The sequence below is a fragment of the Amycolatopsis sp. CB00013 genome, from assembly GCF_001905755.1.
In the GTDB taxonomy this organism is placed as follows: domain Bacteria; phylum Actinomycetota; class Actinomycetes; order Mycobacteriales; family Pseudonocardiaceae; genus Amycolatopsis; species Amycolatopsis japonica.
The window spans coordinates 476,537-500,905 of the sequence record NZ_LIWC01000001.1 but is presented as its reverse complement, the minus strand read 5'-3'; the positions used below and the strand labels follow the sequence as shown (position 1 = coordinate 500,905).

Genomic DNA, 24,369 nt, shown 5'->3' with positions numbered 1-24,369 from the left:
CCGCGCACTGCGGAAGGTGCCGAAAACCGGGACCCGGCGATCAGGGCGACAAGACCTTGCCCAACCGCCGCAACCCTTCGGCGATCATCTCCGGCCCGTGCGAGGCGAACGACAGCCGCAGCGCCGACCGGTCCGGCTCCCCCACCTGGAACGCCGAGCCCGGCACGTAAGCGACGTCGTGACGCAGCGCCTCGGGCAGCAGCCGGTCCGTGTCCGCACCACTGGGAAGGGTGACCCAGACGAACATCCCGCCGTCCGGGTCGGTCCAGGTCGTTCCGGGCGGCGTGATCGCGGGCAGTTCGGCCATCATCGCGTCCCGGCGCACGCGGTAGGTCGCGCACAACCGCCGCACGTGCGCGTCGAGGTCCGCGGCGGCCAGATACTCGGCCGCGGCCGCCTGATCGATGGTCGACGTGTGCAGATCGGTCGCCTGCTTGAGGATCGTGACGCGCCGCAGGAGCTCATTCGGTGCCCGGAACCAGCCCAGCCGCATCCCCGGGGAGATCACCTTCGAGAAGGTGCCGAGGTAGATCGTGCGCCCGGCGAGCTCCGGGCGGGCCGACAGCGGTTCCTCGCGTTCGCCGCGATACCTGAGTTCGTGATACGGGTCGTCCTCGACGAGCCAGAACCCGTGGCGCGCGATCACTTCCGCGAGCGCACGCCGCCGCTCCGGGCTGACCGTGCGCCCGGACGGATTCGAGAACGTCGGGACGAGATACAGCAGCGAAGGCCGTTCCCTGGCGGCGATCTCGTCCAGTGCGACCGGGTCGATCCCTTCCTCGTCACCGGGGACGGGCACGATCCGCGCCTCGGCGAGCTGGAAGCATTGCAGCGCCGAGAGGTACACCGGCTCTTCCACCAGCACGGTGGCGCCGGGGTCGAGCAACGCGGTGCTCAGCAGTTGCAGGCCCTGCTGCGAACCCGTGGTGATCAGGAGATCGTCCACAGTGGTCGGGACTCCGCGACCGGACAGCCGCTCCGCGAGCAGCTCACGCAGCCGCGGATTCCCTTCGGTGGGCGAATACTGCAGGGCGCGCTGGGCGGGCCCGTCCGCGAGCGCCCGGTCGAAGGCGGTACGGAGGCCGTCCACATCGAACAGTTCCGGCGCGGGCACGCCGCCGGCGAACGAGATCACGCCCGGACGGGCGGTGAGCGCGAGCAGGTCGCGCACGGGAGAACTGGTGACGCCGTCCATACGACGGGCGAGGGGAAGAGACATGGAAGCTCCTCGGGAGAAACGTGCGACCCCAGTGCAGCAGCCGGGGATCTTCCCGTGCGAGCAGGCAACTACCGCCACGATAGCAGTTTCGCCTGCCCTAGGCTGTTGTTCGTGCCACTCGTGGAAATCACCTACGCGCCCCACCTTCCCGAAGCCAAACTGCGCGAACTCGGCTCGGTCCTGCCGCATCTCGTGTCCGTCGCGGTGGAATGCCCCGAGGAGCCCTACGACGGCGACCTCCAGCCGGGCGACGTCGAACTGCGCTTCCGCACCCCCGGACCGTTCGACCGCTTCGGACTCGACCTCCTCGTCGAGGTCCGCTCGAAGTGGTTCCCGAGCCGGGCGGACAACCGTCAGGAGCGGGTGGACCTGCTGCGCACGAGCATCGAGTCCGCGACCGGCATCGACGACGTCGGTGTGTATCTCGCGCTGCCCGTCGCGGCCTGGTCGCAGTCGGACTAGCCCTCCCCGAACACGTGCCGCCGGACGAACGGGCTCCGGAACTTGCCGTCCGGGTCCAGTTCGGTGGCCAGCGCCCGGAAATCGCCCAGCTTCGGGTAATCGGCCGCGCGGTGGAACAGCTTCCCCCAATGCGGCCGGACGTCGAACGGCGCCAGCCGGTCCTCCATGACGGGCAACAGCGCCCGGACCGCGTCCTCGTCCGGCAGCCAGGTGAAATGCAGCGCCACCCGGTCGCCGCCGTGGAACGGGCTGAGCCACAGCTCGTCTCCCGCGACCGTGCGGATCTCCGAGGTGAGCAGGACGGGTGCCAGGCGGTCGCCGATGGCGCGCAGCGCCTCCATCGCCGCGACGGCGTGCCGGACGGGCACGAAGTACTCGGTCTGGAGTTCGTTCCCGATACTGGGCGTGAAATCCAGGCGGAAATGCGGGATCCGTTCGTGCCACGGACCCGGTACCCCGAGCTGCCGCGTGCAGTTGTCCGCCGGGATGCCCGCCGCGTGGGCCGGATGCCGCGGCCCGTCCGCCGCCTTCGCGCCGAAGAAGTCCGCGCCCGGCCGCCCGGGCCCCTTGACCCAGACCTGGTCGACCTCGTCGCGGGCCCAGTTCGTGAACAGGCTGACGCTGTAACCCGCGTCCTGGATCTCGTCGAAGTGCTCGTACACCGACTCCCAGGGCAGGCCGTCGAAGACGTCCTGGCGGAGATCGAAGGACGGCACCAGATCGAGGGTCAGCCGCGTCACCACCCCCAGCGCACCGAGTCCGACCACGACCCCGTCGTGCCGGGAGTACGTCCTCACCTCGCCATCGGCGGTGACGAGCTCCAAACCGGACACGGCGGACGCGAGGCTCTGGTTACGCCGCCCGGAACCGTGGGTCGCCGTCGCGACAGTGCCCGCCACGGTGCAATGCGGCAGCGAAGCGAGGTTGGCCAGCGCGAAACCGGCCGCGTGCACTTGGACGGCGACGTCGCCGTAGCGGGCCGCCGCGGGCACCGTGACCGTCGCCGACTCCGGGTCGAGGACGACCTCCGTGCCGAGCGCGGACAGGTCGAGCAGGACACCACCCGGACAATCCGCGATGTCGTTGAAGCAGTGCCTGCTGCCGAGAGCCTTGACCGCGACCGCCCGGGCGACCGTTTCCCGGACCTCGTCGAGATCGCGGGGGCGAACGATCCGCTCCGCGGTGAAGGTCTGATTGCCCGCCCAGTTCGTCTCGCCCACCAGGCCCAGCCTAGATTGCCGAGGGCGGCTCGACACCGAGGAGGTTCACGCTGACCGGCATTCCCGGCGAGGTGGTGTCCATCGCGCTCCTGCTGATCGTCCTGGCTTTCGCGGTGATCCGGCCACGCGGCCTCCCGGAGGCGGTCGCCGCCGTCCCCGCCGCCGGGATCGTGCTGGTGGCGGGTGCGATCTCGTTCCCCGACGCGCTCGACGAGGTCACCAGGCTCGCCCCGGTCGTCGGCTTCCTCGCCGCGGTGCTCGTCCTGGCCAAACTGTGCGACGACGAAGGGCTGTTCCAAGCGGCGGGAACGCTCATGGCGCGGTTCAGCCGGGGGAAGCCTCGACGGCTGCTGCCCGCGGTGTTCGCGGTCGCGGCGGCGGTCACCGTGGTGCTCAGCCTGGACGCCACCGTCGTCCTGCTGACCCCCGTCGTGTTCGCCACCGCCGCGCGGATGGGCGCGCGGGCCAAACCGCACGCCTACGCCTGCACGCATCTGGCGAACTCGGCCTCGTTGCTGCTGCCGGTGTCCAACCTGACCAACCTGCTCGCCGTCGCCGCGACCGGGATCTCGTTCCTGCGGTTCACCGCGCTGATGACCTTGCCCTGGCTCGCGGCGGTCCTCACCGAATACCTGGTGTTCCGCCGGTTCTTCGCCGCCGACCTGGCGGCCCGGCCCCGCGGCGGGAAGGTGGTCGCGGCCGGGAAGGTCCCGACGTTCGTCCTGGTCGTGCTCGGGCTGACGCTGGCGGGTTTCGTCGTCACGTCGCTGATGGACGTCAGCCCCGCGTGGGCCGCGTTCGCCGGAGCCGCCGTCCTGGCCTGCCGCGCGCTCGCGCAGCGGCGGACCTCCCCCGCCGCGATCGTCCGCTCGGCGAGCATTCCCTTCGTCGCTTTCGTACTGGCGCTGGCGATCGTGGTCCGCGCCGTGGTCGACAACGGACTGGACGAGGCACTCGGCCACCTGGTGCCGACGTCGACTTCGTTCCTCGCCCTGCTCGGTGCCGCCGCGGTGGCGGCCGTCCTCGCCAACCTGATCAACAACCTTCCCGCGGTGCTCGTGCTGCTGCCACTGGCCACCGCGGGCGGGACACCGGTGGTGCTGGCCGTGCTGATCGGCGTCAACCTCGGGCCGAACCTCACCTACGTCGGCTCGCTGGCGACGTTGTTGTGGCGGAGGATCCTGCACCGGCACGACACCCGGCCCGATCTCGGCGAGTTCACGCGGCTCGGGCTGCTGACCGTTCCGGCGTCCATCGTGCTCGCCGTCGCCGGCCTGTGGCTCGGCCTCGCCTTGACTTCCACTCAGTGAGAGCATGAGCGCATGCCCGGCAATCTGTCCACGCCCGGCGCCGGTGTCGTCTCGCGGGCGTTCGCGCTGCTCGGCGCCTTCGACGTCGACCATCGCGAGCTGTCGCTGACCGAACTCGCGAACCGCGCCGGCCTGCCGCTGCCCACCGCGCACCGGCTCGCGCGCGATCTCGTGGGCCTGGGCGCACTGGAGCGGCGCGAAGATCGGTACGCCGTCGGCAGGCGGCTGTGGGACCTCGGGCTGCTCGCGCCCGTGCAGTTCGAACTGCGGCAGGTCGCCGCTCCGTTCCTCCAGGATCTCTACGGCGCGACCGGTGCCACCGTGCACCTCGGCGAGCGGGACGGCGACCAGGTGCTCTACCTCGACCGGCTGTCCGGGAACGCGTCCGTACCGGTCGTCAGCCGGATCGGCGGACGGCTGCCGCTGCACGCCACCGGGGTCGGGAAGGTCCTGCTGGCCTGGGCGCCGGAGGACGTCCAGCGTCAGGTGCTCGCCTCGCTGACCCGCGTCACGCCGTACACCGTCACTCAACCAGGCCGCCTGCGCGAACAATTGCGACGCGTCCGCCGGGAGGGTTACGCGCAGACCGTCGAGGAGATGAGCCGGGGCGCCTGCTCGGTCGCCGTCCCGATCCGGCCGTCCGGTGGCGACGTCGTCGCCGCGCTCGGCCTGGTCGTCCCGGATCTGAGCCGCGGCCGGGCAAGGTTGATCGCCGCGCTCCAGGTCGCGGCCGCCGGGATCGGCCGAAGCCTGCGGGTTTCACTGAGTGGAAGCGAACACTAGGCCTTCGGCCGCCACGCGACCAGACTCCGGTCATGCGTACCCCAGTCGCCATCGTCGGCGCCGGCCCGGCCGGACTCCTCCTGTCGCATCTGCTCGATCTGGCGGGGGTCGAATCGGTGCTCGTGGAGACCCGCTCGCGCGAGTACGTCGAGGCGCGGATCCGGGCGGGCATCCTCGAACAGTCCACAGTGGACCTCCTTCGCGAGACCGGTCTCGGCGACCGGCTGGACCGGGAGGGCGACGAGCACCGTGGGATCTACCTGCAGTGGCCGGAGGAACGGCACCATCTCGACTTCGTGGACCTGGTCGGGCGAAGCGTCACCGTGTACGGCCAGACCGAAGTGACGAAGGACCTCGGCAAGGCGCGTGAGGCGGCCGGGCAACAGATCCACTACGAGGTCACCGGCACCGCCGTGCACGACATCGAAACCGACCGGCCGTACGTCACGTTCACCGACGCGGACGGCGTACAGCAGCGGCTCGACGCCGACGTCGTCGTCGGCTGCGACGGCTCGTTCGGGCCTTGCCGCACCGCGATCCCCGACGCCGCGAAGCAGACTTGGGAGCGCACCTATCCCTACTCGTGGCTCGGCGTCCTCGCTGACGTCGCCCCGTCGACCGACGAGCTCATCTACGCCTGGCATCCCGACGGTTTCGCCATGCACTCGATGCGCTCGGCCACCGTCAGCAGGCTGTACCTGCAGGTGCCCAACGGCACCGACATCGGCGACTGGTCCGACGAGCGGATCTGGGAGGCACTCGCGACCCGGCTCGGCCACGGCCAGGACGGCTGGACGCTCACGCCGGGACCGATCACCGACAAGAGTGTGCTGCCGATGCGCAGTTTCGTGCAGCAGCCCATGCGGCACGGCCGTCTCTTCCTCGCCGGCGACGCCGCCCACATCGTGCCGCCCACCGGCGCCAAGGGGCTCAACCTCGCCGTCGCCGACGTCGCCCTCCTCGCCCCCGCGCTCGCCGCTTTGGTGCGGGACAAGGACTTCACCCTCGCTGACGCCTACTCCGACACCGCGCTGCGCCGGGTCTGGCGGTGTACGCATTTCTCGTGGTGGATGACGACGATGCTGCACCGTTCGGACGATCCGTTCGACCGGCAGTTGCAGCTTTCGCAGCTGCAGTGGCTGGCACGGAGCGAAGCGGGCCGCGCCGGGCTCGCGGAGAACTACGCGGGGCTGCCCATCGGATTCTGACCACACGAGGCGTTGCCACCGCATAGGATCGCCCCCGCGTGGCCGGACGTCCCGATCTCCGGCGGAGAGCTGTGGAAGGCAGGCATGTCACCCTTAACGTTCGCGAGTATCGAGACCATCCCCCTGGTACTGCAACTCGCGGTCGGCCTACTCGGCCTGATCGTCTCGGTCAAGGGACGCGCCCGGGGAGTCTCCGGTCTGATGGTGGCCGCTTTCGCGGTCATGCTCGTCACGACGGTGTTGGCCATCGTGTGGCAGTTCCTGTCGTTGAGCGTGTCGGACTGGGTCGAGTCCGGCGGCCTGTCCGTCGACGGCATCCGCACGATCTACCTGGCGGTCGCCATCGTGTTCGACACCGCCTCACTGCTCTCCTGGCTGCTGGTCGCGATCGCGGTCGTCAAGAGCGGCCGTCCTTCCCGGCCGCAGCAGGGCTTCGCGCCGCCTGTCAACTACCCGATGGCGCCTCAGCCGGGCTATGCCCCGCAGGTTCAGCCGCAGCCCAACCCTCAAGCACAGCAGCCGCCGAGCTAACGTCATCCGCTGCCTCGCAGGCTTCACCGCTGGGTGCCATTTGGGCCCGCGCGAGTACATGAAGGACCCCTTCATGTACTCACGAAGTTGTGAAGGTCGAGTTTCCTCGGCTGAGCCGAGCGAAGGGGTCCTTCACGCGCGCCTGTTGTGACTCCTGCTGCAGGTGCGGCGCATGTGGCGACCATCGAGTCCGTGAAGGCCTCCTTGAGGGACCCTGGGTCCCTCAAGGAGGCCTTCACGGACCTGACTGGGATTGAACCACCAGTCTCGTGAGTGGCAAGGACGGTTCTAACCGTCCTTGCCACTCACGACGTGACATGAAGCCGCAACAGGTCGTCGACTCCCTCAAGGAAGGTTTCGCAGATCGGCGCGGGGTCGGTCAGACAGCCGGTGGCCATCGCGCCGTCCCGCAGCAGGACGAAGCGCCGGGCCGCGACCTCGGCCCGCGCGCTCCCCAAGTGGGCCAGCACGCCGGTGATCACGCCCGCGAACCAGTGCCGGTGGGCGAGGACGGCTTTGTGCACGGGATGGGCCGGGTCCGGATACTCCGACGCGGCGTTGAGGAAGGCGCAGCCGCGGAAGCCGGGTGACCGGATGCCCTCCGTGATGTCAGCGGCGATCGCTCGCAGCGTGTCCGGCGCCGCCGCCCCCCGGGCGACGATGGCCTCGATCTGCCCACGGATCGCCTGGTCGGCTTCCTGCAGGTAGTAGACGATCAGATCGTCCTTGCCCGGGAAATGCCGGTACAGGGTCGCACGGGTCACCCTCGCTTCGGCCACGATCCGGTCGATGCCCACGGAGTGGATGCCCTCCGTGTAGAAGAGCCTGGTCGCCGTGGTGAGCAGCCTTGTGCGCGCTTCGGACGCTTGACCTTTAACCATTACGGTCATCTTACGGGATAGAACGTTCGGTCTTGACCGCGCCGTACATCACTGCCAGAGTCGCGGTAGACCGAACGTTCTCCTCACCTCATCTAGGAGCTCCTGTGAGCAGCCAAACCGCCAGCCTCCGGCGCTTGTACTTCGTTCGTTTCGGCTTCGCCCTCGTGTGGGCGGGCCTGCTGTTCACGAGTGCGTCGAAGCTCGGGCCGGTCAGCGTCGCACTGCTCGTGCTGTACCCGCTGTTCGACGTCGCTGCCGCCGTCATCGACCTTCGCTCGTCAAAGGACGCGCCGGGGCTGTATGTGAACATCGCGATCAGCGCGCTCGCCGGGATCGGTCTCGCGTTCGCCGCCGCGTCCGGTATCCCGGCGGTGCTGCGCGTCTGGGGTGCCTGGGCGATCGTGTCGGGCCTCGTCCAGCTCGCCGTCGGCCTCGGCCGCCGCAAACTGGGCGGCCAGTGGGCGATGATCGCCAGCGGCGCCATCTCCACCCTCGCCGGCACCGCCTTCGTCCTGCAAGCCGCGCAGCCGGACGCCTCACTGGTCAATCTGGCCGGATACGCCGTACTCGGCGGGATCTTCTTCCTGGTCTCGGCGATCCGCCTCGGCCGCTGACGCCAGAGAGACCTCCAGGACGTCGATGCCGACCGGGGTGCGACGGGTGTCCAGGTCCGTGATCGACCAGGAACGGTCCAGCAGGGCCGCGAGGGCGATCCGGACCTCCATCCTGGCGAGATGGGCACCCAGGCAGAAGTGGACGCCGTGGCCGAAGGACAGGTGAGGGTTGGGCATCCGGCCCGGGTCGAAGGTATGCGGGTCCGCGAAGACCGCGGGATCACGGTTCGCCGCCGAGATCATCGCGACGACCCTCTGGCCCGGACGGAGTTCCCGGCCGCCGAGGACGGTCGGCCGGGTGACGAACCGGTCCGTCCCGCCCGTGGGCGGCAGGTAGCGCAGGACCTCCTCGACGGCGGGCCGCAGGTCGGCGGGCTTCGGCCGGGACGCGAGGCAAAGAACGGCGTTCACGAGCAGGGTCTTGGTCGTTTCGTGGCCGTTGATCAGCAGCAACGCACAGAAATCGATCAGCTCGTCCTCGGTGAGGTCCGACGCCAGGAGGGTCGCGATGATGCCGGTCGGGCGCGCGAACTCTTCGCGGAAGTAGTCGCCCAGTTCGGAGATCGCCTCGTGGAAGGCGGCCTGACGCGACTCGTCCGCGGTGAAGGTGCCGAAGAACGACGTGATCGCCTCGGTCCAGCGGACGAAATCCGGCCACCGCGACGGTCGCACGCCGAGCAGGCCCGCGATCGTGTGCACCGACAACGGGTAGGCCAGCTCCCCGATCAGGTCGAAATCCGCCCCGGCCGAGGCGAGCAGCGCGTCGACCCGCGCCGTGATCCCCGGTTCCAGTGACGCCACGGCCCGGGGCGTGAAGACCTGGCTGACGATCCGGCGCAGCGCGTGATGGCGGGGCGGATCCATCGCCTGAAGGCCGCGCACCAACGGATTCGAGCCGTGCGGCACCGGCCCGATGCTGTGGCGCAGCTCGTCGGACGAGAACACCGTGTGGTCGGTGAGCACTCTGTCCACTTCGGAATACCGGGTCACCACCCAGGCGCCGAACGACTCGGCGTACCGCACCGGACCCACTTCCTGGGCGTGGAAAGCGAAGATCTGCTCGACGGACATACCCCCAGAGGGTGCTATCCGTCCGCTGACGCCGCTTGGAAGAAACGGACACACGACGACCCGACCGCGCGCCGGAACTCCGCGAGCATATGCGGCTGGTCGTAGAACCCGCTGCGGATGGCGATCTCCGCCCAGTCCGGCGCCGGAGACGACCGCGCCAGCGCCATCGCGCGGTGCAACCGCACCACCCGTGCGTACGCCTTGGGGCTCAGCCCGACGGCCACCGAAAACCGTCGCCGCAGCTGTCGCTCGGACAGCCCGGCCGCGGCCGCGTGATCGGACACCGGCGCCCCGGGCGTCTCGCGTACGGCCTGGAGCACCTGAGCGACCGCCGGGTCAGCCGGGCGGGCCGGTGCCCGCAAGGCCCGGAACGCGGCGTCGAGACCGGAACCGGGGAGCGGCATCCCGGCCAAGGGCACCTCGTCCGCGGCGATCCCCAGCACCGAGGCACACGTCCCCGGCCGCAACCGCAAGCCCGTCAACGGCTCGGCCAGCTTCCCGGTCCTGGCTTCCGTTTCCGGGCCGGTCAACCACAGGGAACCGTCCGCGAACACCAACAGGTCCACATACGGCTGCGGCAGCGCGGGCGGCAGTTCCCCGCTGCGCCGCCACATCCGGCCGACGCGGTCGGCCAGGTCGGCGGGCGGGGCGAAATCGCTGGTCACCGCCTCATTCAACACCGGCCAGGCTGAGCCGTCGCTCCCGATGGGCGGTCATGTACACCGGCGTGTTGACGACCCCGTAGCCGCGGTAGCCGCCGATCCGTTGCACCACCTCGAAAAAGACCCGGGAGCCGACCAGCTCGGTGCAGAAGTGCAGGAATTCGCCGTCCTCGTCACGGTCGTACAGCACCGAGTTCTCCCGCAGCCGCGCGGCGAAGGGCAGATCGAATCGCGCTTCGAGGTCGTCGTAGTAGTTCCCGGGGATTTCCAGCAGCGGCGCACCGGCCTCCCGCAGGGCACGCGCGACCGCAAGAGCGTCATCGCAAGCGAGCGCGATGTGTTGCGGCGACGGCACTCCCGGCGCCCACTCCCCTCGCCTCACCAAGGCGCTGTCGAGCGTCAAGCGGACGTCCCGATCGCCGACCGCCCGGCTGCGCACGAGCCCGAACGGCGCCGCGAACTCGGACACCGGGTCGGGCCGCAGGCCCAGCACCGAACGATAGAACAGCGTCGCCTCGTCGAAATGGTCGAAAGGCTGGGTCAAGGCGACGTGGTCGATGCCGGTGATCCCCGCCCCGGACGGCACCGCCCTGGTCGGAACGAAGTCCTGAAGCCATCCATCGCCGCCGCAGAAGAAGATCTCGGTGCCGTCCGGCGCGGCGACGGCGGACAGATCCGCCTCGCCGGGGCCGTGCTCGCGGGGCAGCACGGGAGCGAGCAAGGTCTCCGCGCGCCGCGCCGATCCGGCCGGATTCGCGCTGATCAGGCCGAGGGCGCTGATCGTGCCGTCCGCGACGGCTTCGTTCACCAGCAACCGGGCCGACCCCTGTTGCCACAGCTGAACCGGCTTCGAGCGATGCGTTCCGACGTGGGCGAAGCCGAGGTCCGCGAGCACGGTTCCCGGCACGGCGAGTTCCGCGAAGGCGTGGCCGTCCAGCCGAGGAGCCTCGGGAAGCTCAAGAACGCCGACGGATTCACGTAACGCCACCAGCGATCGCATGGCGTCGACGGCCGCGGGCCGCGGGTCCGCCTGCCGGAAGACGTCGTTGAAGACCTCCAGTGAAAGCGGCCCTCGATAACCGGCCGCCAGCACGTGCCCGGTGAACGCGGTCAGATCGAACGCGCCCTGCCCCGGGAAGAGCCGGTGATGCCTGCTCCAGTGCAGCACGTCCATGTCCAGCAATGGCGCGTCGGCCAGTTGCAGGAAGAAGATCTTCTCCCCCGGGATCGTCCGGATCGCGCGGGGATCGCTCCGCCGCGACAGGATGTGGAAGCTGTCGAGACACACTCCCAAGGCCGGGTGATCGGCCCGCCGCACGATGCGCCACGCGTGCTCGTAGGTGTTCACGAACCGGCCCCACGCGAGTGCTTCGTAGGCGACACGGATCCCGCGTTCCCCCGCCAGTTCGGCCAGTTCCCGAAGCTGCGCGGCGGCGAGCTCGTCGTCGTCGACGGCGTCCGGCGAGACCGACGAGCAGACCAGGACGGTGTCCGCCCCGAGTTCGGCCATGAGGTCGAACTTCCGTCGCGCCCGGCGGAGGTTCGCCCGGAGCAGGTCCGGCGGCACCGCCTCGAAATCGCGGAACGGCTGGTAGAGGTCGATCGTCAGCCCGAGATCCGCGCAGAGCCGCCGGATCTCCGACGGCGACCTCCTCGACGCGATCAGGTCGTTCTCGAAGATCTCGACACCGTGGAAACCCGCCGCGGCGGCCGCGGCGAGTTTGTCCTCGAGCGTGCCGGAAAGGCAGACGGTCGCGATGGCGGTGTCACCGGGCATGGGCGGGTTTTCCTTCCAGTGCTTCGAAATGCCGGAGCATCCGGTCGGCGTCCGGCTCCGCGCCGGTGAACAGGCGGAACGAGTCCGCCGCCTGGAACACCACCATCCCGCCGCCGTGCAGCGTTCGGCAGCCCCGTTCGCGCGCCTGCTTGAGCAGCGTGGTCTCCAGCGGCCGGTACACGATGTCGGCCACCCACATCCCCTCGCGCAGCGACTCGGCGGGAACCGGCGAGCCCGGGTACGCGGCCATCCCGGTCGGCGTGGCGTGGACGAGGCCGTCGGCACCCCGGACGTCGTCGAGGGAACCGGAAAGGGCCCTGTCGTCACCGAAACGCCGTCGCAGCGCGGAGACCAGCGTTCCGGCCCGCGTGGCGTCGACGTCGTGCACGATCAGCCGTCCGGTTCCCAGGGAGAGCAGTGCATGCGCCACCGCCGCGCCCGCCCCGCCCGCGCCGAGGAGGACGACGGTGTCCATGTCGGCGTCCGGCAGCCCTCGGGTGAGGTTGCGGGCGAAACCGGTCGCGTCCGTGTTGTGCCCGGTCGCGAGCCCTTCGCGGAACACCACCGTGTTCACCGCGCCGAGCGCCGCGGCGTCGGGCGCCACGTCGTCGAGATACGGCAACACCTGTTGTTTCACCGGATGCGTGATGTTGAGACCGTCGAAGCCCGCGGTCCGGGCCGCTGCCAGCACCTCACCGATCGGGAGCCTCAGCACGTCGAGGTCGAGGCGCCGGTAGAGATAGCGCAACCCGAGTTCGTCGGCTTCCCGTTCGTGCAGCGCCGGGCTCAGCGACGGCCCGATACCGGTGCCGACCAGGCCGATGAGGTAGCCGCTCACCAAGATCCTCCGTTAATGTACGAACTAGTGAGTTCACTGTAGCGCGGACCGGTCGGCACGAGAAGGGCTGCGCTAGAGTGAGGCCTTCCACCAGCGGTTCGGAGGGAGTCAGGTGGCCGCACCGTCGTCCGAGGTCGAGCGCCAGCGCGACAAGGAACGCACCCGCGCCGAAATCCTCGCGGTGGCCACCAGGGAGTTCGCCGACAAGGGCTACGCCGGCGCGAGAGTGGACGAGATCGCCGCCCGCACGAGCACCACGAAGCGGATGATCTACTACTACTTCGGCGGCAAGGAGCAGCTCTACGTCGCCGCGCTCGAGCGGGCGTACGCGACCATCCGCGCGCTCGAACAGGATCTGGACGTCGACCACCTCGAACCCGAGGACGCGATCCGCCAGCTCGCCGAGCTCACCTTCGACCACCACGAGGCGAACCCGGACTTCATCCGCCTCGTGAGCATCGAGAACATCCACCACGGCGAGCACATCGCGCGCTCGGAAGCCTTGTCCGGCATGGCGAACCCGGCCCTCGACGTGCTCTCCCGCATCCTCGACCGCGGCCGCGAGGCCGGCCGGTTCCGCGAGGACGTCGACGCGCTCGACGTGCACATGGTGATCAGCTCGTTCTGCGTGTTCCGCCTCGCGAACCGGCACACCTTCTCCGCGATCTTCGGGCGGGACATGCTCGACCCGGCCCGCCGCGCCCACTATCGACTGATGCTGGGCGACCTGGTGATCGAGTACCTGACCGCCTGAAATCCCGGCTCTTGACAACCGGGGCACCGTCTCGCAGGCTGTATTAACTAACTAGATCGTACATTGCTGATATCGCCCCTTGGAGCGTCGACGTGGCCTCTCCCTCCCCTGTCACGCAAGGCATGCCCCGCAAGGCCGCATCGGCCGCCTGGATCGGCAGCGCCTTGGAGTATTACGACTTCTTCATCTACGGAACCGCCGCCGCACTGGTGTTCAACAAGGTCTTCTTCCCCGCCTCCTCCCCCGCCACCGGCACGCTGCTCGCGCTGGCGACCTTCGGCGTCGGCTATCTCGCCCGCCCGGTCGGCGCGTTCGTGCTCGGGCACGTCGGCGACCGGCTTGGCCGCAAGAAGGTCCTGGTGTTCACGCTGGTGCTGATGGGCGCCACGACGTTCCTGGTCGGCTGCCTGCCGACGTACGCCTCAGTCGGTGTGCTCGCGCCGGTCCTGCTGGTGATCCTCCGTCTGCTGCAAGGACTTTCGGCCGCCGGCGAACAGGCGGGCGCCAACTCGATGTCACTGGAACACGCGCCGTCCCACCGGCGCGGCTACTACACGAGCTTCACCCTCAGCGGCACCCAGGCCGGGCAGATCCTCGCCACCGCGGTCTTCCTGCCGATCGCCGCGCTCCCGCAGGACCAGTTGCTCACCTGGGGCTGGCGGATCCCGTTCTGGTGCAGCGCCGCCGTCGTGGTCGTCGGTTTCGTGATCCGCCGCAAGATCGACGAAACCCCGGTGTTCGAACGGAACCGGTCCGAAGTCGCCAAACTGCCGGTCGCCGTGCTGTTCCGGACGCACTGGAAGGATGTGCTCCGCGTCGTCGTCGCGGCCACCATCGCCTCGGTCAGCACGATCTTCACCGTGTACGCGCTGAGCTACGCGGTCAACACGATCGGGCTGGACCGCGGACCGATTTTGTGGGTCGGAGTACTGGCAAACGTCGTCGCGCTGCTCGCGATCCCGTTCCTGGCAGGGCTTTCCGACCGGGTCGGCCGCAAGCCGGTGTTCATCGCGGGCTGCCTCGCCTGCGCTGTACTGATCTTCCCGTACCTGTGGTCCATTTCGGACGGTTCGTATCCGCTGATCTTCACCGTCGGGATCCTGCTTTTCGGCGTCGCCTACAGTGCCGTCAACGGGGTGTGGCCGTCGTTCTACGGTGAGATGTTCAGCGCCAAGGTCCGGCTTTCGGGGATGGCGATCGGCACACAGATCGGGTTCGCCATCGCCGGGTTCGCCCCGAGCGTGGTGGCCGCGATCGGCTCGGGGAAGGACGACTGGCTCGGCGTCGCCGTCTTCACCGCCGCCGTATGCCTTCTCAGCGCCGCGGCCGCGCTCACCGCACGTGAAACGCACGACGTGCCGACAGAGGACCTCGGCACGGACGGTCAGAACCCCGGCCAGCCCCGCCGCAAGAACACGAACGCGGCGTCCAGCGCGGCGGCGGGATCCGCCTCGACCCCGGCCAGGTCCGGGACCTCCAGGACATAGCGCGCCAGCAGCCGCACGGAGAAATCGTCCTGTCCCGACGCTTCGGCGATGACCTTCGTGAGTGCGTCCTCGCAGCCCGTCCACAGCGTCCTGGCGTAGGCGCGCAACGCCGGGGTCGCCACCACCAGATCCGCGACCCGCCGCGCCAGCGGATCGGGATCCGGATCGAACGGGCCACGCGTCGCGAGGAAGGCCTGCAGCGCCTGAAGGATCGACGTGCCCTCGGCCCGGTCACGCACCGCGGCGGCCAAGGCCGCTTCGCGTTCGTGGCCGTGGCCGAGGACCAGCGCCTCCTTGCCGCCCGGGAAGTGCGCGAACAGCGTGGACACCGCCGTGTCCGCGGCGTCGGCGATCTCCGCGACGGTGACGTTGTCGAAACCCCGTTCCAGGAACAGGTCTCGCGCAGCCCCCGACAAGGCCTGGCGTGTCGCCGCCTTCTTGCGTTCACGCCTGCCCGGCTCGGTCGCTCCCATAGACCCAGCTTACATCGAAGTCACTCCGAATTCGAAGCGAGTGTATGTTCGGAGTGACTTCGACTTTAGGAGAGCGCCGTGAGCCATTGGGACGTCCACCACCTGCCGCGTGCCGACGGCAAGACCTTCCTGGTCACCGGTGGCAACGCGGGGATCGGCTATTTCGTCGCCGAACAGCTCGCCGGCACCGGCGCCACCGTGCTCCTCGGCAGCCGGGACACCGCCAAGGCGGAGACGGCGATGGCGTCGATCCGTTCCCTCGTGCCGGACGCGAATCTCGGGCACCTGCGGCTGGATCTCTCCGACCTTCCGTCCCTCAAGTCCTCAGTGGACACTCTGGGGATCGACCGGCTCGACGCCGTCGTCTGCAACGCGGGCGTACTCCTGGAGAACCAGCCGAGGCGGGAGACGTCCGATGGGCTCGAACTGACCTTCGCCACCAACCATCTCGGGCATTTCGTGCTGGTACACCGGTTGATGCCCCTGCTCGAAGCGGCGGAGGCAGGCCGCGTCGTCACCACGGGCAGCTTCGTGGGCAAGTCCGCGGAACTCGACCTGGACGACCTCCAGAGCAAGCGGGACTACCAGCCCAAACGCACTTATGCGCGCTCGAAGCTGGCGCAGATGCTGTTCGCCTTCGAGCTCGACAGACGGCTGCGCGCGGCCGGGAGCACGGTCCTGAGCCTCGTCGACCATCCCGGCGGTGCGCTTGATTCCCTCACGCCGCCGAGGCCGGTGCACCCCGAGGCCGATGGGCGGAAGTTCCCGGCCGGGCTTCTGTTGCAGGGCAAGGAAGCCGGCGCTTGGCCCGCGGTACGGGCAGTACTCGATCCCGCCGTGCGTGGCGGTGAGATGTTCGGCCCCCGCGTGTTCGGTCTGCGTGGTGAGCCGAGGCGGGAGCCGGTCCGCGGGAAGCTCGCCGACACCGCGCTCGCCGCCCGGTTGTGGGCGGCGAGCGCGGAACTCACACCGTGACGTCGGTCGAGTCCGGGGTGGACTTGCCGCGGGATCGCAGGCCCAGCAGCAGGTCTACCACCAGGAACGCGAGCAGGCTGATCCCGAGCAGCGGCACGAACCAGCCGATCGCGGCGGCCAGGACGAGAAGACCCACCGGCAGCCACGGCGGCGCCTTGCGCCATTGACCGCGCGGGATGGGCCGTCCGAAGGTCAGCCCGGTGGCCCGGGTCGGCCTGCGCTGCCACCACATCCGGTAGCCGAGCACGACCAGCGTGACCAGACCGGCGCCGAGCAGGAGCAGCACGATCTGGTTGGGCCAGCCGAACAGGACGCCCATATGCGCGTCGATCCCCCAGCGGGCGAGCTTCGCCATCAGGGGGTAGTCGGCGAAGCGCACCTCACCCAGGATCTGCCCGGTGGTCCCGTCGACCGCGACGGCGTCGACCTGCGTCGGCCAGCCGCGCTCGATTTCCGCCACCTGCCAAGGAGCGCCGGGTTTCGTGGGCAGCCCGATCTCCACCGAGGCGGCGTCGATCCCGGCGGCGCGGGCGGAGGCCAGCATCGCGTCCACGCTCTCGGGTTTCGCGGGTGCCGGTGCGGCGGGGGCTTCGCCATGCCCGGCGTGCCCGGCGTGTTCGTCGCCGCCGGTCACCTTCAACGCCGGGGTGGCCCAGCCGAGGGATTCACGCAACGCGGAGACGTTCTCCCCCGCGTACGCCGACCACGTCAGCCCTGTCGCGGAGAGGAACAACGCGCCGAGCAGCACCCACAGGCCGACGGATCCGTGACGGCGCACCGACTTCCCTCGCGCGGATTCGGCCTTCTCGGCCCGGCGGGCACGACGGCGGCTCATCCACAGCACGAGGCCGCCGAGCGCGACCGCCCACAGCCAGGACGCGGCGAGTTCGCTGTAGAGCCGTCCCGGCTCGCCGAGGAGCAGGTTGCGGTGCAACTGGTCGAGCGTGGTCCGGAAAGGCAAGGCGCCGCTCGAGCCGTACGCGACGAGGTCCCCGCGTACCTGCGCGGTGGCCGGATCGACGAACACCGCCCGCCGTTCGGATTCGCCGAGTCCTTCCTCGGCGAACAGGACCCGAGTCGTGTCGCCCGGCTCGGGAGCGGGCCGGACGGCGACCAGGTCGCCACCGGGGTGCGCCGCCTGCGCCGCCTTGACCTGGTCGGCGAGTGAAGCCTGGCTCAGCCCGACGGGAGCGCGGAGCTGGTCGGAGTAGATCCAGGACTCCATCTGCGGCGTCGCCGCGTAGAGAACGCCGCTGAGCGCGGCGATGAGGATGAACGGTCCGGCGAGAACGCCGGCGTAGAAGTGGAAGCGGAGGAACAGCCCGCGCCAGCCGGTCGCGCGCGGCGGGCTCGTTGTCGATTCGATTCGCGTTGCCATGGGGGAACTCCTGAGGCGTCGATGGGGAGGCGTGCGCCTGCGCCGCGCGCCGGGATGCTCACGGCACGCGTGCTGAGAGCCTGTTGGCGGAGCTGAGATTCATCCGGAAAAGTGACCAGACGCGTGAACCCGCCCGGCCGAAGGCCCCGCTATCGCGGTGGCAGGGCGCCTTGTCCACGTCCGTGAGGTGGATGACCAGGCGGCGCCCTGCCGACGTCGATCGCGGGCGCGGGTTCACCAACAGACCCTCAGCCCTGCCGCGACACGGGTCTCGGCAGGGTTTCGGGGATCAGGCGGACGTCACCGGCGGGCCGCGCCGCGAAAGCACGTCTCGCAGGAGCGCCTCGGTCGCGGGGAACTCCACCGCGAGCGGGACGTGGATCCGCAGCGGCGCCGTCGCCGGCCGCGGGGTCAACCGCCGGGGAAGAACCGAGGCGATGAGCGTCGTGAGCGCGTACATGACGTGCTCGGCGCCCGCGAGCACCATCGCCACCACGAGGGTCGCGGCGGCGTGCCCGGCCGCCATGGACAGGCCGTTGCCCGGGGCTTCGGCGTGGTGGGCGTGCGACTGCCAGGTCAGGAAGGTCAAGCAGGCGTGCATCGCCACCTGCCCGCCCGCCACCAGGCCGAGGATGGCCAGCGGGCCGCGGCGGCGTCCAGCGAACGCGTACGCCACCCAGCTCAGCAGGGCGACGAGCAGCACCACGACACCGAGATCCGGGACGCGGCCGCTGGTCCCGACGTGGGCACCGGTCGCCAAAGTGCCGGTCAGGACCCCCACGGCCCCGCCGCGGAGGCGCCTGGCCGGGCCTCGGGGTCGGCGTGCGCACGGGAGGCAGAGTAGAGCGCGAACGGGCCCGTTGTCTCTCCTTGATATCGTCGGCCCGGTGCTTCGCAGCCTGTCGTTCCTCCGGCTCTGGACCGGGAACACCGCCTCCGGGCTGGCGACCTGGGCCCTGCCGTTCATCCTCGGACTCGCGGTGCTGGAACGATCGCTTTCGGCTGTGGACCTCGGCATCGTGCTCGCCGCTCGGACGGCGGGATTCCTCGTGGCGGTCCCGGTGGCGGGTGTCTTGGCCGACCGGCATTCCCGTCGCGGGGTCGTGCTCTGGGCGGGCCTGATCGCCGGTCTCGCCACTCCGCTGATCGCCACCGGGATGGGCCGGTCGGTCCTGCTGATGGCCACCGCGGCGGCCGTCGTCGGCGTCGGGCAGGGCGCGTGCCGTCCGGCGTTCCAGGCGCTCACGGCCGAGGTGATCGCCGAAGACCGGCGTCAGCAGGCCAACGCCGCGATGACCCTCGCCGTCCGGGTCACGACCTTGGTCGCGCCGGGGCTCACCGCCCTGCTCTCCCAGTTCGCCTCGACGTCGGCCCTGGTGATCGGGACCGGAGTGCTGTGGCTCGGCGCGGCGCTGATCCCGCCGCGAGGCACCTTCACGCCCGCCCCGGCCGCCGCCGGGACCCGCTTCTTCGGCGAGTTCGCCGATGGACTCCGTGAAGCCCGCCGCCACCCGTGGTTCCTCGCCGGGCTCGGCGCGCTGACCGCCGTCGTCGCGACCGGCTATTCCGCCACGGGTGTGGTGCTGCCGCTGGTCAGCCGTGACCGCTATGACAGCGAAACGGTCTTGGCCGCCGGACTCACCGCGTACACCCTCGGCGCGCTCGCGGGCGCGGTCGTCATCGCGCGCTGGCGCCCGAAGCGGCAAGGCTGGACGGCGCTGGCGGGGCTCGGCTGCTACGGCTTCGCGCCACTGAGCCTGCTGTTCCCGGTGCACCCGGCCTTCGTCATCGCCGCCTACGCCGTCGCCGGGCTGGGCATCGAACTGTTCAACGTCCCCTGGTTCACCGCGACCCAGCGGGAGGTCGAACCGGGGAAGCTCGCCCGGGTGTCCTCTTTGGACTTCCTGTTCTCCTACGGCCTCGCGCCCGCCGGGCTCGCGTTCATCGCGCCCGCGATCGACCGGTTCGGGGCGGCGCCGGTGCTGGCGGCGTGCGCGGTCGTCTGCTTCGCCGCTCCGGCGGCCGCCGCCCTCGTTGCTTCCTCGCGTGACTTCCGGGCAACCGCACCGATCAAGAGTGTCTAGTTCTTGCGCTCGCTTGCGGTAATGTTTCAGCCATGACGCGTCGTCTTGCCGAAGTCGCCCGCAAGGTCGGGGTCAGTGAAGCCACGGTCAGCCGGGTGCTCAACGGCCGATCAGGGGTCTCCGCGAGCACCCGGGCCGCCGTCCTCACCGCGCTGGACGTGATGGGCTACGAACGGCCGACCCAGCTGCGCGGGGATCGCGCCCGCCTGGTCGGGCTGGTCCTTCCCGAACTGCAGAACCCCATCTTCCCCGCGCTCGCCGAGATCATGGGCAACGCGCTGGCCCAGCAGGGTTTCACCCCCGTGCTGTGCACTCGCACCGCGGGCGGCGTCTCCGAAGCGGAGTACGTCGAACTGCTGTTGCAGCAGCAGGTCTCCGGGGTCGTGTTCGCCGGCGGGCTCTACGCCCAGGCCGACGCGGTGCATTCCCACTACCACCATCTCGCCGAGCGCCGCCTGCCGACGGTGCTGATCAACGCCGCCGTCGACCACCTCGGGCTGCCGCAGATCTCGTGCGACGACGCGGTCGCCGTCGAACAGGTCGTCGGGCATCTGAGCTCGCTCGGCCACGAGAAGATCGGCCTCGTCCTCGGCCCGACCGACCACGTCCCGTCCCAGCGCAAACTCGAGGCCTTCCGCGCCTACGCGGCGAAACTCGGTCTTCCGGTGCTGGACGAACTCGTCGAACACGGCATGTTCTCCATCGAAGGCGGGCACGCGGCCGCGGCCCGGCTGTACCCGCGCGGCGCGACCGCCGTCCTGTGCGCGAGCGACCTCCTGGCACTGGGCGCGATCCGCGCGGCCCGGCGGCAAGGGCTCTCCGTCCCCGAAGACGTCTCGGTGGTCGGCTACGACGATTCCGCCCTGATGAACTGCACCGATCCGCCGCTCACCACCACCCGGCAGCCGATCGAGGCGATGGGCCGCGCCGTGGTGGAACTGCTGGTCAAGCGCATAAACGGCGGCGAGGTCGCGGCCGAGGAACTGCTGTTCGCGCCCGAACTCGTCGTCCGGGGCTCCACCGCGCGCCGCGTTTAGCCACCCCGACGAAGGCCACCCGAGACTGACACGGGGCGAAGGACGCTTTCCGCTCGTGCGATGTGGGGAAAGCGTCCTTCGCCCCAGGCCGGACCCCGTGTGCCGGAAGCCGTATCACGCGTGCCTGGAGCCGTATCACGCGTGCTTCGGGACGGATCTGAGTGTTACGCCTCCAAGCACGCGAGTTACGGCTTCAAGCACGCGAGTTCGATGAAGTACATGAAGGCCCCCTTCCTTGCGCCTAGCGCAAGGAAGGGGGCCTTCATGTACTTGGGGCACCCCGCGACTGCGTCTGTCGCAAAGTTGCAAGTTCTCATCCAGTTATTGCGTTAATCCGGGGCTTCACTTTAGAGTGACCGCAATCACGTGACAGCCGTCGCGATCCCGAGATGAGGCTTGAAGATGAGCAGCACTTGGTCCCCTGCCGTGCGCCGCCGGATGTTCTGCCTGTTCCTTGCGGGCGGACTCACCCTGGGCGCGGCCGCCTGCGGTTCCGGCTCCGGTGAAAGCACCGGGGGCAAGGTCAAGATCACCGTGACCGGGCAGCCCCCGACCAGCCAGCCGTTCGAGCGCGGCGTGTTCGACGCCGACGTCAAGGAGTTCGAGGAGAGCCACCCGGACATCGACATCGAGCCGCACGAAGGGTTCATGGACCCGAAGACGTTCTCCGCCAAACTCGCCGGTGGGCAGCTCGAAGACGTCTACTACGTCTACTTCACCGACCCGGCGCAGATCATCGCGCGCCGCCAGGCCGCCGACATCACCGAAGCGGCCAAGGGCTTGAAGAACTTCAGCGACATCAAACCGGAATTACTGGACAACTTCCGGGATGCCGACGGCAAGCTCTACGGCCTCCCGACGATGAACTACAGCATGGGCCTGCTCTACAGCCGCCCGCTGTTCCAGAAGGCCGGGCTCGACCCGAATAAACCGCCGCAGACCTGGGACGAGGTCCGCGCGGCCGCGAAGAAGATCGCCGCGCTGGGCAACGGCACCGTCGGATACGCCGACTACAGCAAGAACAACCAGGGCGGCTGGCATCTGACCGGCTGGCTCTACTCCATGGGCAGCGAGGTCGCCCGCAAGGACGGCGAGAAATGGGTCGCCGCCTTCAACAACGACAAGGCCAAGGCCGCCCTGAACCAGTTGCGCGCCATGCGGTGGGAAGACGACACCATGGGCAGCAAGCAGTTGCTCGAAGCGCAGGACGTCCAGCGCATGATGGGCGCCGGCCAGCTCGGCATGTACATGGCCGCCCCGGACAACGTCCCGGTGCTGGTCAAGCAGTTCAACGGCAAGTACGAGGACTACGGCGTCGCGGGCATGCCGGGCGGGCAGGGCACGCTGCTCGGCGGCGAGGGCTACATGATCAACCCCAAGGCCTCGCCGGAGAAGATCAAGGCGGGCCTGGAATGGGTCCGCTGGAAATACCTCAACCCGGAACGTTTCGAGAAGCACGTCCAGCAGTACGTCGACGGCAAGCAGCCGGTCGGGCTGCCCGCCGAGCCGACCCCGGACGTCTGGCAGGGCGCCGTGCGTGATCAGCAGCTCGCGGTGAAGGCCAAGCACGCCAACGTTCCCGCCGAAAACTACCAGTCCTATGTGGACGCGAGTTCGCGGATCAAGGGCAGCATCGAACCGCCGAACGCGCAGCAGGTCTACGCCATCCTCGACAGTGTGATGCAGGCGGTGCTCACCGATCGGAACGCGGATATCGCTCAGCAGCTGTCGTCCGCGGAGTCGAAGGTCAACAGTGTCCTCGCCCAGGTCAAGTAGCGTCCTCGACTGGCCCGCGACAACGTCGTCGCGGGCCGGTCGGCCGGTCGCCTCGGCGGCCGAACGCCGCCGGAACCGGATACGCCGCAAGCTCAAGGAGAACGTCACCGCGTACGGCCTGCTGTGCGCCGCGCTCGTGGTGTTCGCCCTGTTCTCGTGGTATCCGATCGTGCGCGGGGTGCTGCTCAGCTTCCAGCAGGTCGACTTCGTCAACCCGCCGACGTGGGTCGGCTTCGACAACTTCACCCGCCTGTTCGAAGACCCGCTGTTCGGCATCGCCTGGCGCAACACCCTGTTGTTCACCGGGCTCGCGCTGGTCTTCGGGTTCGTGGTGCCGTTCCTGACCGCCGTCCTGCTCAACGAACTGCGGCACGCCAAGGCGTTCTTCCGGCTCGCGGTGTACCTGCCGGTGATGCTGCCGCCGGTGGTCACCGCCCTGATGTGGAAGTGGTTCTACGACCCGGGCGCCGGCCTGTTCAACTCCGCGCTCGGCGCCGTCGGCCTGCCCGGCGGCCAATGGCTGGACTCGAGCGACACGTCGATGCTGTCGCTGGTGTTCGTGTCGACGTGGGCGAACATGGGCAGCACCACGCTGATCTATCTCGCCGCGCTCGGCACCATCCCCGGTGAACTCTACGAAGCCGCTGAGCTGGACGGCGCGGGACTGTGGAAGCGCCTGATCCACGTCACCCTGCCGCAGACGAGGTTCGTCTTGCTGGTGCTCCTGCTGCTGCAGGTGGTCGCGACCATGCAGGTGTTCACCGAGCCGTACGTGATGACCGGCGGCGGGCCCGACGACTCCACCGTCACCGTCCTCCTGCTGCTGTACCGCTATGCCTTCGTCTACAACGACTTCGGCTCGGCCAGCGCGTTGAGCCTGCTGTTGTTCGTCGCGCTCGGTGTGTTCTCCGCGTTGTACGTGCGCCTGACCCGGAAGGCGGATGAGTCATGAGGACGCTCGTCTCCCCCAGCACGCTTCGCAGCCCCGGCGGCAAGATCGGGTACGCCGTGATCTTCGCCTGCACGCTGCTCCTGTTCGTCATCGCGTTCCTGTTCCCGCTGTACTGGGCCGTGACCGGCGCGATGAAGTCACCCCAGGAGCTGGCGCAGACGCCGGCGACGTTCATCCCGAACGAGTGGCATCCGGAGACCTTCGCCGACGCGTGGGACCAGCTGAGCCTCGGCAAGTACTTCCTCAACACCGTGATCGTCGCCGGGGGCGCCTGGCTGGCCCAGCTGGCCATCGACGTTCCCGCGGCGTTCGCGTTGTCGAAGCTGCGGCCGAAATTCGGCAACGTCGTGCTCGGGCTGATGCTCGCGACGTTGATGCTCCCCGCCGCGGCCCTGCTCGTGCCGACCTACGTGACGATCACCGACCTGCCGCTGCTGGACCTCAACCTGATCAACTCGCCGGCGGCGGTCTGGCTCCCCGCCGCCGCGAACGCGTTCAACATCTATCTGCTGAAACGGTTCTTCGACCAGATCCCCGACGAGCTGATCGAGGCCGCGCGCCTCGACGGCGCCGGACCGGTGCGCACGCTGTGGCGCATCATCCTGCCGATCTCCCGGCCGATCCTGGCCGTGGTCTCGATCCTCGCGGTGGTGGCCGCGTGGAAGGATTTCATCTGGCCGCTGCTGGTGTTCCCGGACACCGAAAAGCAGACGCTGTCGGTGATGCTGCAGCGCGTGGCCATCGACATGCCGCTGAACGTGCTCGTCGCGGGCATGGTCCTGGCCAGCCTGCCGATGGTGGCGCTGTTCCTGGCGTTCCAGCGGCATATCCTCGCCGGGCTCACCGCCGGCAGTCTCAAAGGCTGACTCTCGCCGCA

24 protein-coding genes are annotated in these 24,369 nt (G+C 69.4%); 14 read left to right on the top strand and 10 right to left on the bottom strand.

The genetic code is table 11. The annotated features are described in order from the left end of the window. Positions 1-40: 40 nt before the first annotated feature. The gene (locus AMK34_RS02155) at positions 41-1,219 is read right to left on the bottom strand and encodes an aminotransferase-like domain-containing protein (protein WP_241832663.1); all 1,179 of its coding nucleotides are present in this window, start codon (positions 1,217-1,219) and stop codon (positions 41-43) included. 111 nt (positions 1,220-1,330) lie between these two features. On the opposite strand from AMK34_RS02155, the gene AMK34_RS02150 reads away from it, so the two are divergent. Continuing rightward, on the top strand, positions 1,331-1,681 hold the full coding sequence (locus AMK34_RS02150; protein WP_073844509.1) for a hypothetical protein: 351 nt from the start codon (positions 1,331-1,333) through the stop codon (positions 1,679-1,681). Here the strand turns inward: AMK34_RS02150 and AMK34_RS02145 are convergent. Further along, positions 1,678-2,901 carry an FAD-binding protein gene (locus AMK34_RS02145; protein WP_073842559.1) on the bottom strand — a complete coding sequence of 408 codons (1,224 nt, stop codon included), beginning with the start codon at positions 2,899-2,901 and terminating at the stop codon, positions 1,678-1,680. The two genes, AMK34_RS02150 and AMK34_RS02145, sit on opposite strands and share 4 nt — an antisense overlap. Positions 2,902-2,972: 71 nt before the next feature. Between AMK34_RS02145 and AMK34_RS02140 the strand changes: the two genes are divergently transcribed. The 4 genes from AMK34_RS02140 (at position 2,973) to AMK34_RS02125 (ending at position 6,733) form a co-directional block, all read left to right on the top strand. Continuing rightward, positions 2,973-4,211: an ArsB/NhaD family transporter gene (locus AMK34_RS02140; protein ID WP_083649717.1), complete on the top strand. Its 1,239-nt coding sequence runs from the start codon at positions 2,973-2,975 to the stop codon at positions 4,209-4,211. A 12-nt stretch (positions 4,212-4,223) separates the two neighbouring features. Beyond that, positions 4,224-4,994 carry an IclR family transcriptional regulator gene (locus AMK34_RS02135; protein ID WP_073842555.1) on the top strand — a complete coding sequence of 257 codons (771 nt, stop codon included), beginning with the start codon at positions 4,224-4,226 and terminating at the stop codon, positions 4,992-4,994. Between the two features lie 32 nt (positions 4,995-5,026). Continuing rightward, positions 5,027-6,202: a 4-hydroxybenzoate 3-monooxygenase gene (locus AMK34_RS02130; RefSeq protein ID WP_038514510.1), complete on the top strand. Its 1,176-nt coding sequence runs from the start codon at positions 5,027-5,029 to the stop codon at positions 6,200-6,202. An 84-nt stretch (positions 6,203-6,286) separates the two neighbouring features. Continuing rightward, positions 6,287-6,733 carry a hypothetical protein gene (locus AMK34_RS02125; protein ID WP_073842553.1) on the top strand — a complete coding sequence of 149 codons (447 nt, stop codon included), beginning with the start codon at positions 6,287-6,289 and terminating at the stop codon, positions 6,731-6,733. Between the two features lie 305 nt (positions 6,734-7,038). On the opposite strand, the gene AMK34_RS02120 is transcribed toward AMK34_RS02125, so the two are convergent. Next, positions 7,039-7,614 (bottom strand): TetR/AcrR family transcriptional regulator, encoded by a 576-nt coding sequence (locus AMK34_RS02120; RefSeq protein WP_073842551.1) that lies wholly within the window; start codon positions 7,612-7,614, stop codon positions 7,039-7,041. A gap of 104 nt (positions 7,615-7,718) precedes the next feature. Between AMK34_RS02120 and AMK34_RS02115 the strand changes: the two genes are divergently transcribed. Further along, positions 7,719-8,228 carry a hypothetical protein gene (locus AMK34_RS02115; RefSeq protein ID WP_038514518.1) on the top strand — a complete coding sequence of 170 codons (510 nt, stop codon included), beginning with the start codon at positions 7,719-7,721 and terminating at the stop codon, positions 8,226-8,228. Here AMK34_RS02115 and AMK34_RS02110 read toward each other — a convergent pair. From AMK34_RS02110 to AMK34_RS02095, 4 genes are read right to left on the bottom strand one after another with little or no spacing between them, the layout of a single operon-like run. Then, positions 8,151-9,299 carry a cytochrome P450 gene (locus tag AMK34_RS02110; RefSeq protein ID WP_073842549.1) on the bottom strand — a complete coding sequence of 383 codons (1,149 nt, stop codon included), beginning with the start codon at positions 9,297-9,299 and terminating at the stop codon, positions 8,151-8,153. The genes AMK34_RS02115 and AMK34_RS02110 overlap by 78 nt on opposite strands. A 14-nt stretch (positions 9,300-9,313) precedes the next feature. Then, positions 9,314-9,964: a helix-turn-helix domain-containing protein gene (locus AMK34_RS02105; RefSeq protein WP_073842546.1), complete on the bottom strand. Its 651-nt coding sequence runs from the start codon at positions 9,962-9,964 to the stop codon at positions 9,314-9,316. Positions 9,965-9,968: 4 nt separating this feature from the next. Then, positions 9,969-11,738 (bottom strand): bifunctional sugar phosphate isomerase/epimerase/4-hydroxyphenylpyruvate dioxygenase family protein, encoded by a 1,770-nt coding sequence (locus AMK34_RS02100; RefSeq protein ID WP_073842544.1) that lies wholly within the window; start codon positions 11,736-11,738, stop codon positions 9,969-9,971. Further along, on the bottom strand, positions 11,728-12,576 hold the full coding sequence (locus AMK34_RS02095) for a shikimate dehydrogenase (RefSeq protein ID WP_038514527.1): 849 nt from the start codon (positions 12,574-12,576) through the stop codon (positions 11,728-11,730). Before AMK34_RS02095 ends, AMK34_RS02100 begins: the two co-directional genes overlap by 11 nt. 112 nt (positions 12,577-12,688) lie before the next feature. Between AMK34_RS02095 and AMK34_RS02090 the strand changes: the two genes are divergently transcribed. Further along, positions 12,689-13,330: a TetR/AcrR family transcriptional regulator gene (locus AMK34_RS02090; RefSeq protein ID WP_016333863.1), complete on the top strand. Its 642-nt coding sequence runs from the start codon at positions 12,689-12,691 to the stop codon at positions 13,328-13,330. A 122-nt stretch (positions 13,331-13,452) separates the two neighbouring features. Then, a complete protein-coding gene (locus AMK34_RS02085) occupies positions 13,453-14,817 on the top strand; it encodes an MFS transporter (RefSeq protein ID WP_073842542.1) in 1,365 nt (454 codons plus the stop codon). Here the strand turns inward: AMK34_RS02085 and AMK34_RS02080 are convergent. Further along, positions 14,715-15,290 (bottom strand): TetR/AcrR family transcriptional regulator, encoded by a 576-nt coding sequence (locus AMK34_RS02080; RefSeq protein ID WP_073842540.1) that lies wholly within the window; start codon positions 15,288-15,290, stop codon positions 14,715-14,717. The genes AMK34_RS02085 and AMK34_RS02080 overlap by 103 nt on opposite strands. Before the next feature lie 78 nt (positions 15,291-15,368). Between AMK34_RS02080 and AMK34_RS02075 the strand changes: the two genes are divergently transcribed. Beyond that, positions 15,369-16,265, top strand: coding sequence for an SDR family NAD(P)-dependent oxidoreductase (locus tag AMK34_RS02075; protein ID WP_073842538.1), 897 nt, complete (start codon positions 15,369-15,371; stop codon positions 16,263-16,265). Here AMK34_RS02075 and AMK34_RS02070 read toward each other — a convergent pair. Together AMK34_RS02070 and AMK34_RS02065 are read right to left on the bottom strand one after the other, a co-directional pair. Continuing rightward, positions 16,255-17,643, bottom strand: coding sequence for a PepSY-associated TM helix domain-containing protein (locus AMK34_RS02070; protein WP_073842536.1), 1,389 nt, complete (start codon positions 17,641-17,643; stop codon positions 16,255-16,257). The genes AMK34_RS02075 and AMK34_RS02070 overlap by 11 nt on opposite strands. 289 nt (positions 17,644-17,932) lie before the next feature. Beyond that, complete coding sequence (locus AMK34_RS02065; protein WP_073842534.1) at positions 17,933-18,424, bottom strand: hypothetical protein; 492 nt, start codon at positions 18,422-18,424, stop codon at positions 17,933-17,935. 106 nt (positions 18,425-18,530) lie between these two features. On the opposite strand from AMK34_RS02065, the gene AMK34_RS02060 reads away from it, so the two are divergent. From AMK34_RS02060 to AMK34_RS02035, 5 genes are all read left to right on the top strand, one after another. Then, the gene (locus tag AMK34_RS02060) at positions 18,531-19,727 is read left to right on the top strand and encodes an MFS transporter (RefSeq protein WP_083649716.1); all 1,197 of its coding nucleotides are present in this window, start codon (positions 18,531-18,533) and stop codon (positions 19,725-19,727) included. A 32-nt stretch (positions 19,728-19,759) separates the two neighbouring features. Further along, the gene (locus AMK34_RS02055; protein WP_038514546.1) at positions 19,760-20,764 is read left to right on the top strand and encodes a LacI family DNA-binding transcriptional regulator; all 1,005 of its coding nucleotides are present in this window, start codon (positions 19,760-19,762) and stop codon (positions 20,762-20,764) included. A gap of 402 nt (positions 20,765-21,166) precedes the next feature. Further along, positions 21,167-22,540 (top strand): ABC transporter substrate-binding protein, encoded by a 1,374-nt coding sequence (locus tag AMK34_RS02045; protein WP_073842528.1) that lies wholly within the window; start codon positions 21,167-21,169, stop codon positions 22,538-22,540. Next, positions 22,518-23,492: a carbohydrate ABC transporter permease gene (locus AMK34_RS02040; protein WP_073842526.1), complete on the top strand. Its 975-nt coding sequence runs from the start codon at positions 22,518-22,520 to the stop codon at positions 23,490-23,492. Before AMK34_RS02045 ends, AMK34_RS02040 begins: the two co-directional genes overlap by 23 nt. Continuing rightward, positions 23,489-24,358 carry a carbohydrate ABC transporter permease gene (locus AMK34_RS02035; protein WP_037336837.1) on the top strand — a complete coding sequence of 290 codons (870 nt, stop codon included), beginning with the start codon at positions 23,489-23,491 and terminating at the stop codon, positions 24,356-24,358. The genes AMK34_RS02040 and AMK34_RS02035 overlap by 4 nt, the downstream gene beginning before the upstream one ends. Positions 24,359-24,369 lie beyond the last annotated feature (11 nt).

Bases quoted from the DNA above. Each gene is read 5' to 3' on its own strand.
- AMK34_RS02035 (WP_037336837.1), top strand. From the start codon at position 23,489: ATGAGGACGCTCGTCTCCCCCAGCACGCTTCGCAGCCCCGGCGGCAAG.
- AMK34_RS02135 (WP_073842555.1), top strand. From the start codon at position 4,224: ATGCCCGGCAATCTGTCCACGCCCGGCGCCGGTGTCGTCTCGCGGGCG.
- AMK34_RS02110 (WP_073842549.1), bottom strand. From the start codon at position 9,299: ATGTCCGTCGAGCAGATCTTCGCTTTCCACGCCCAGGAAGTGGGTCCG.
- AMK34_RS02155 (WP_241832663.1), bottom strand. From the start codon at position 1,219: ATGTCTCTTCCCCTCGCCCGTCGTATGGACGGCGTCACCAGTTCTCCC.
- AMK34_RS02120 (WP_073842551.1), bottom strand. From the start codon at position 7,614: ATGGTTAAAGGTCAAGCGTCCGAAGCGCGCACAAGGCTGCTCACCACG.
- AMK34_RS02045 (WP_073842528.1), top strand. From the start codon at position 21,167: ATGAGCAGCACTTGGTCCCCTGCCGTGCGCCGCCGGATGTTCTGCCTG.
- AMK34_RS02125 (WP_073842553.1), top strand. From the start codon at position 6,287: ATGTCACCCTTAACGTTCGCGAGTATCGAGACCATCCCCCTGGTACTG.
- AMK34_RS02130 (WP_038514510.1), top strand. From the start codon at position 5,027: ATGCGTACCCCAGTCGCCATCGTCGGCGCCGGCCCGGCCGGACTCCTC.
- AMK34_RS02100 (WP_073842544.1), bottom strand. From the start codon at position 11,738: ATGCCCGGTGACACCGCCATCGCGACCGTCTGCCTTTCCGGCACGCTC.
- AMK34_RS02080 (WP_073842540.1), bottom strand. From the start codon at position 15,290: ATGGGAGCGACCGAGCCGGGCAGGCGTGAACGCAAGAAGGCGGCGACA.
- AMK34_RS02055 (WP_038514546.1), top strand. From the start codon at position 19,760: ATGACGCGTCGTCTTGCCGAAGTCGCCCGCAAGGTCGGGGTCAGTGAA.
- AMK34_RS02085 (WP_073842542.1), top strand. From the start codon at position 13,453: ATGCCCCGCAAGGCCGCATCGGCCGCCTGGATCGGCAGCGCCTTGGAG.
- AMK34_RS02070 (WP_073842536.1), bottom strand. From the start codon at position 17,643: ATGGCAACGCGAATCGAATCGACAACGAGCCCGCCGCGCGCGACCGGC.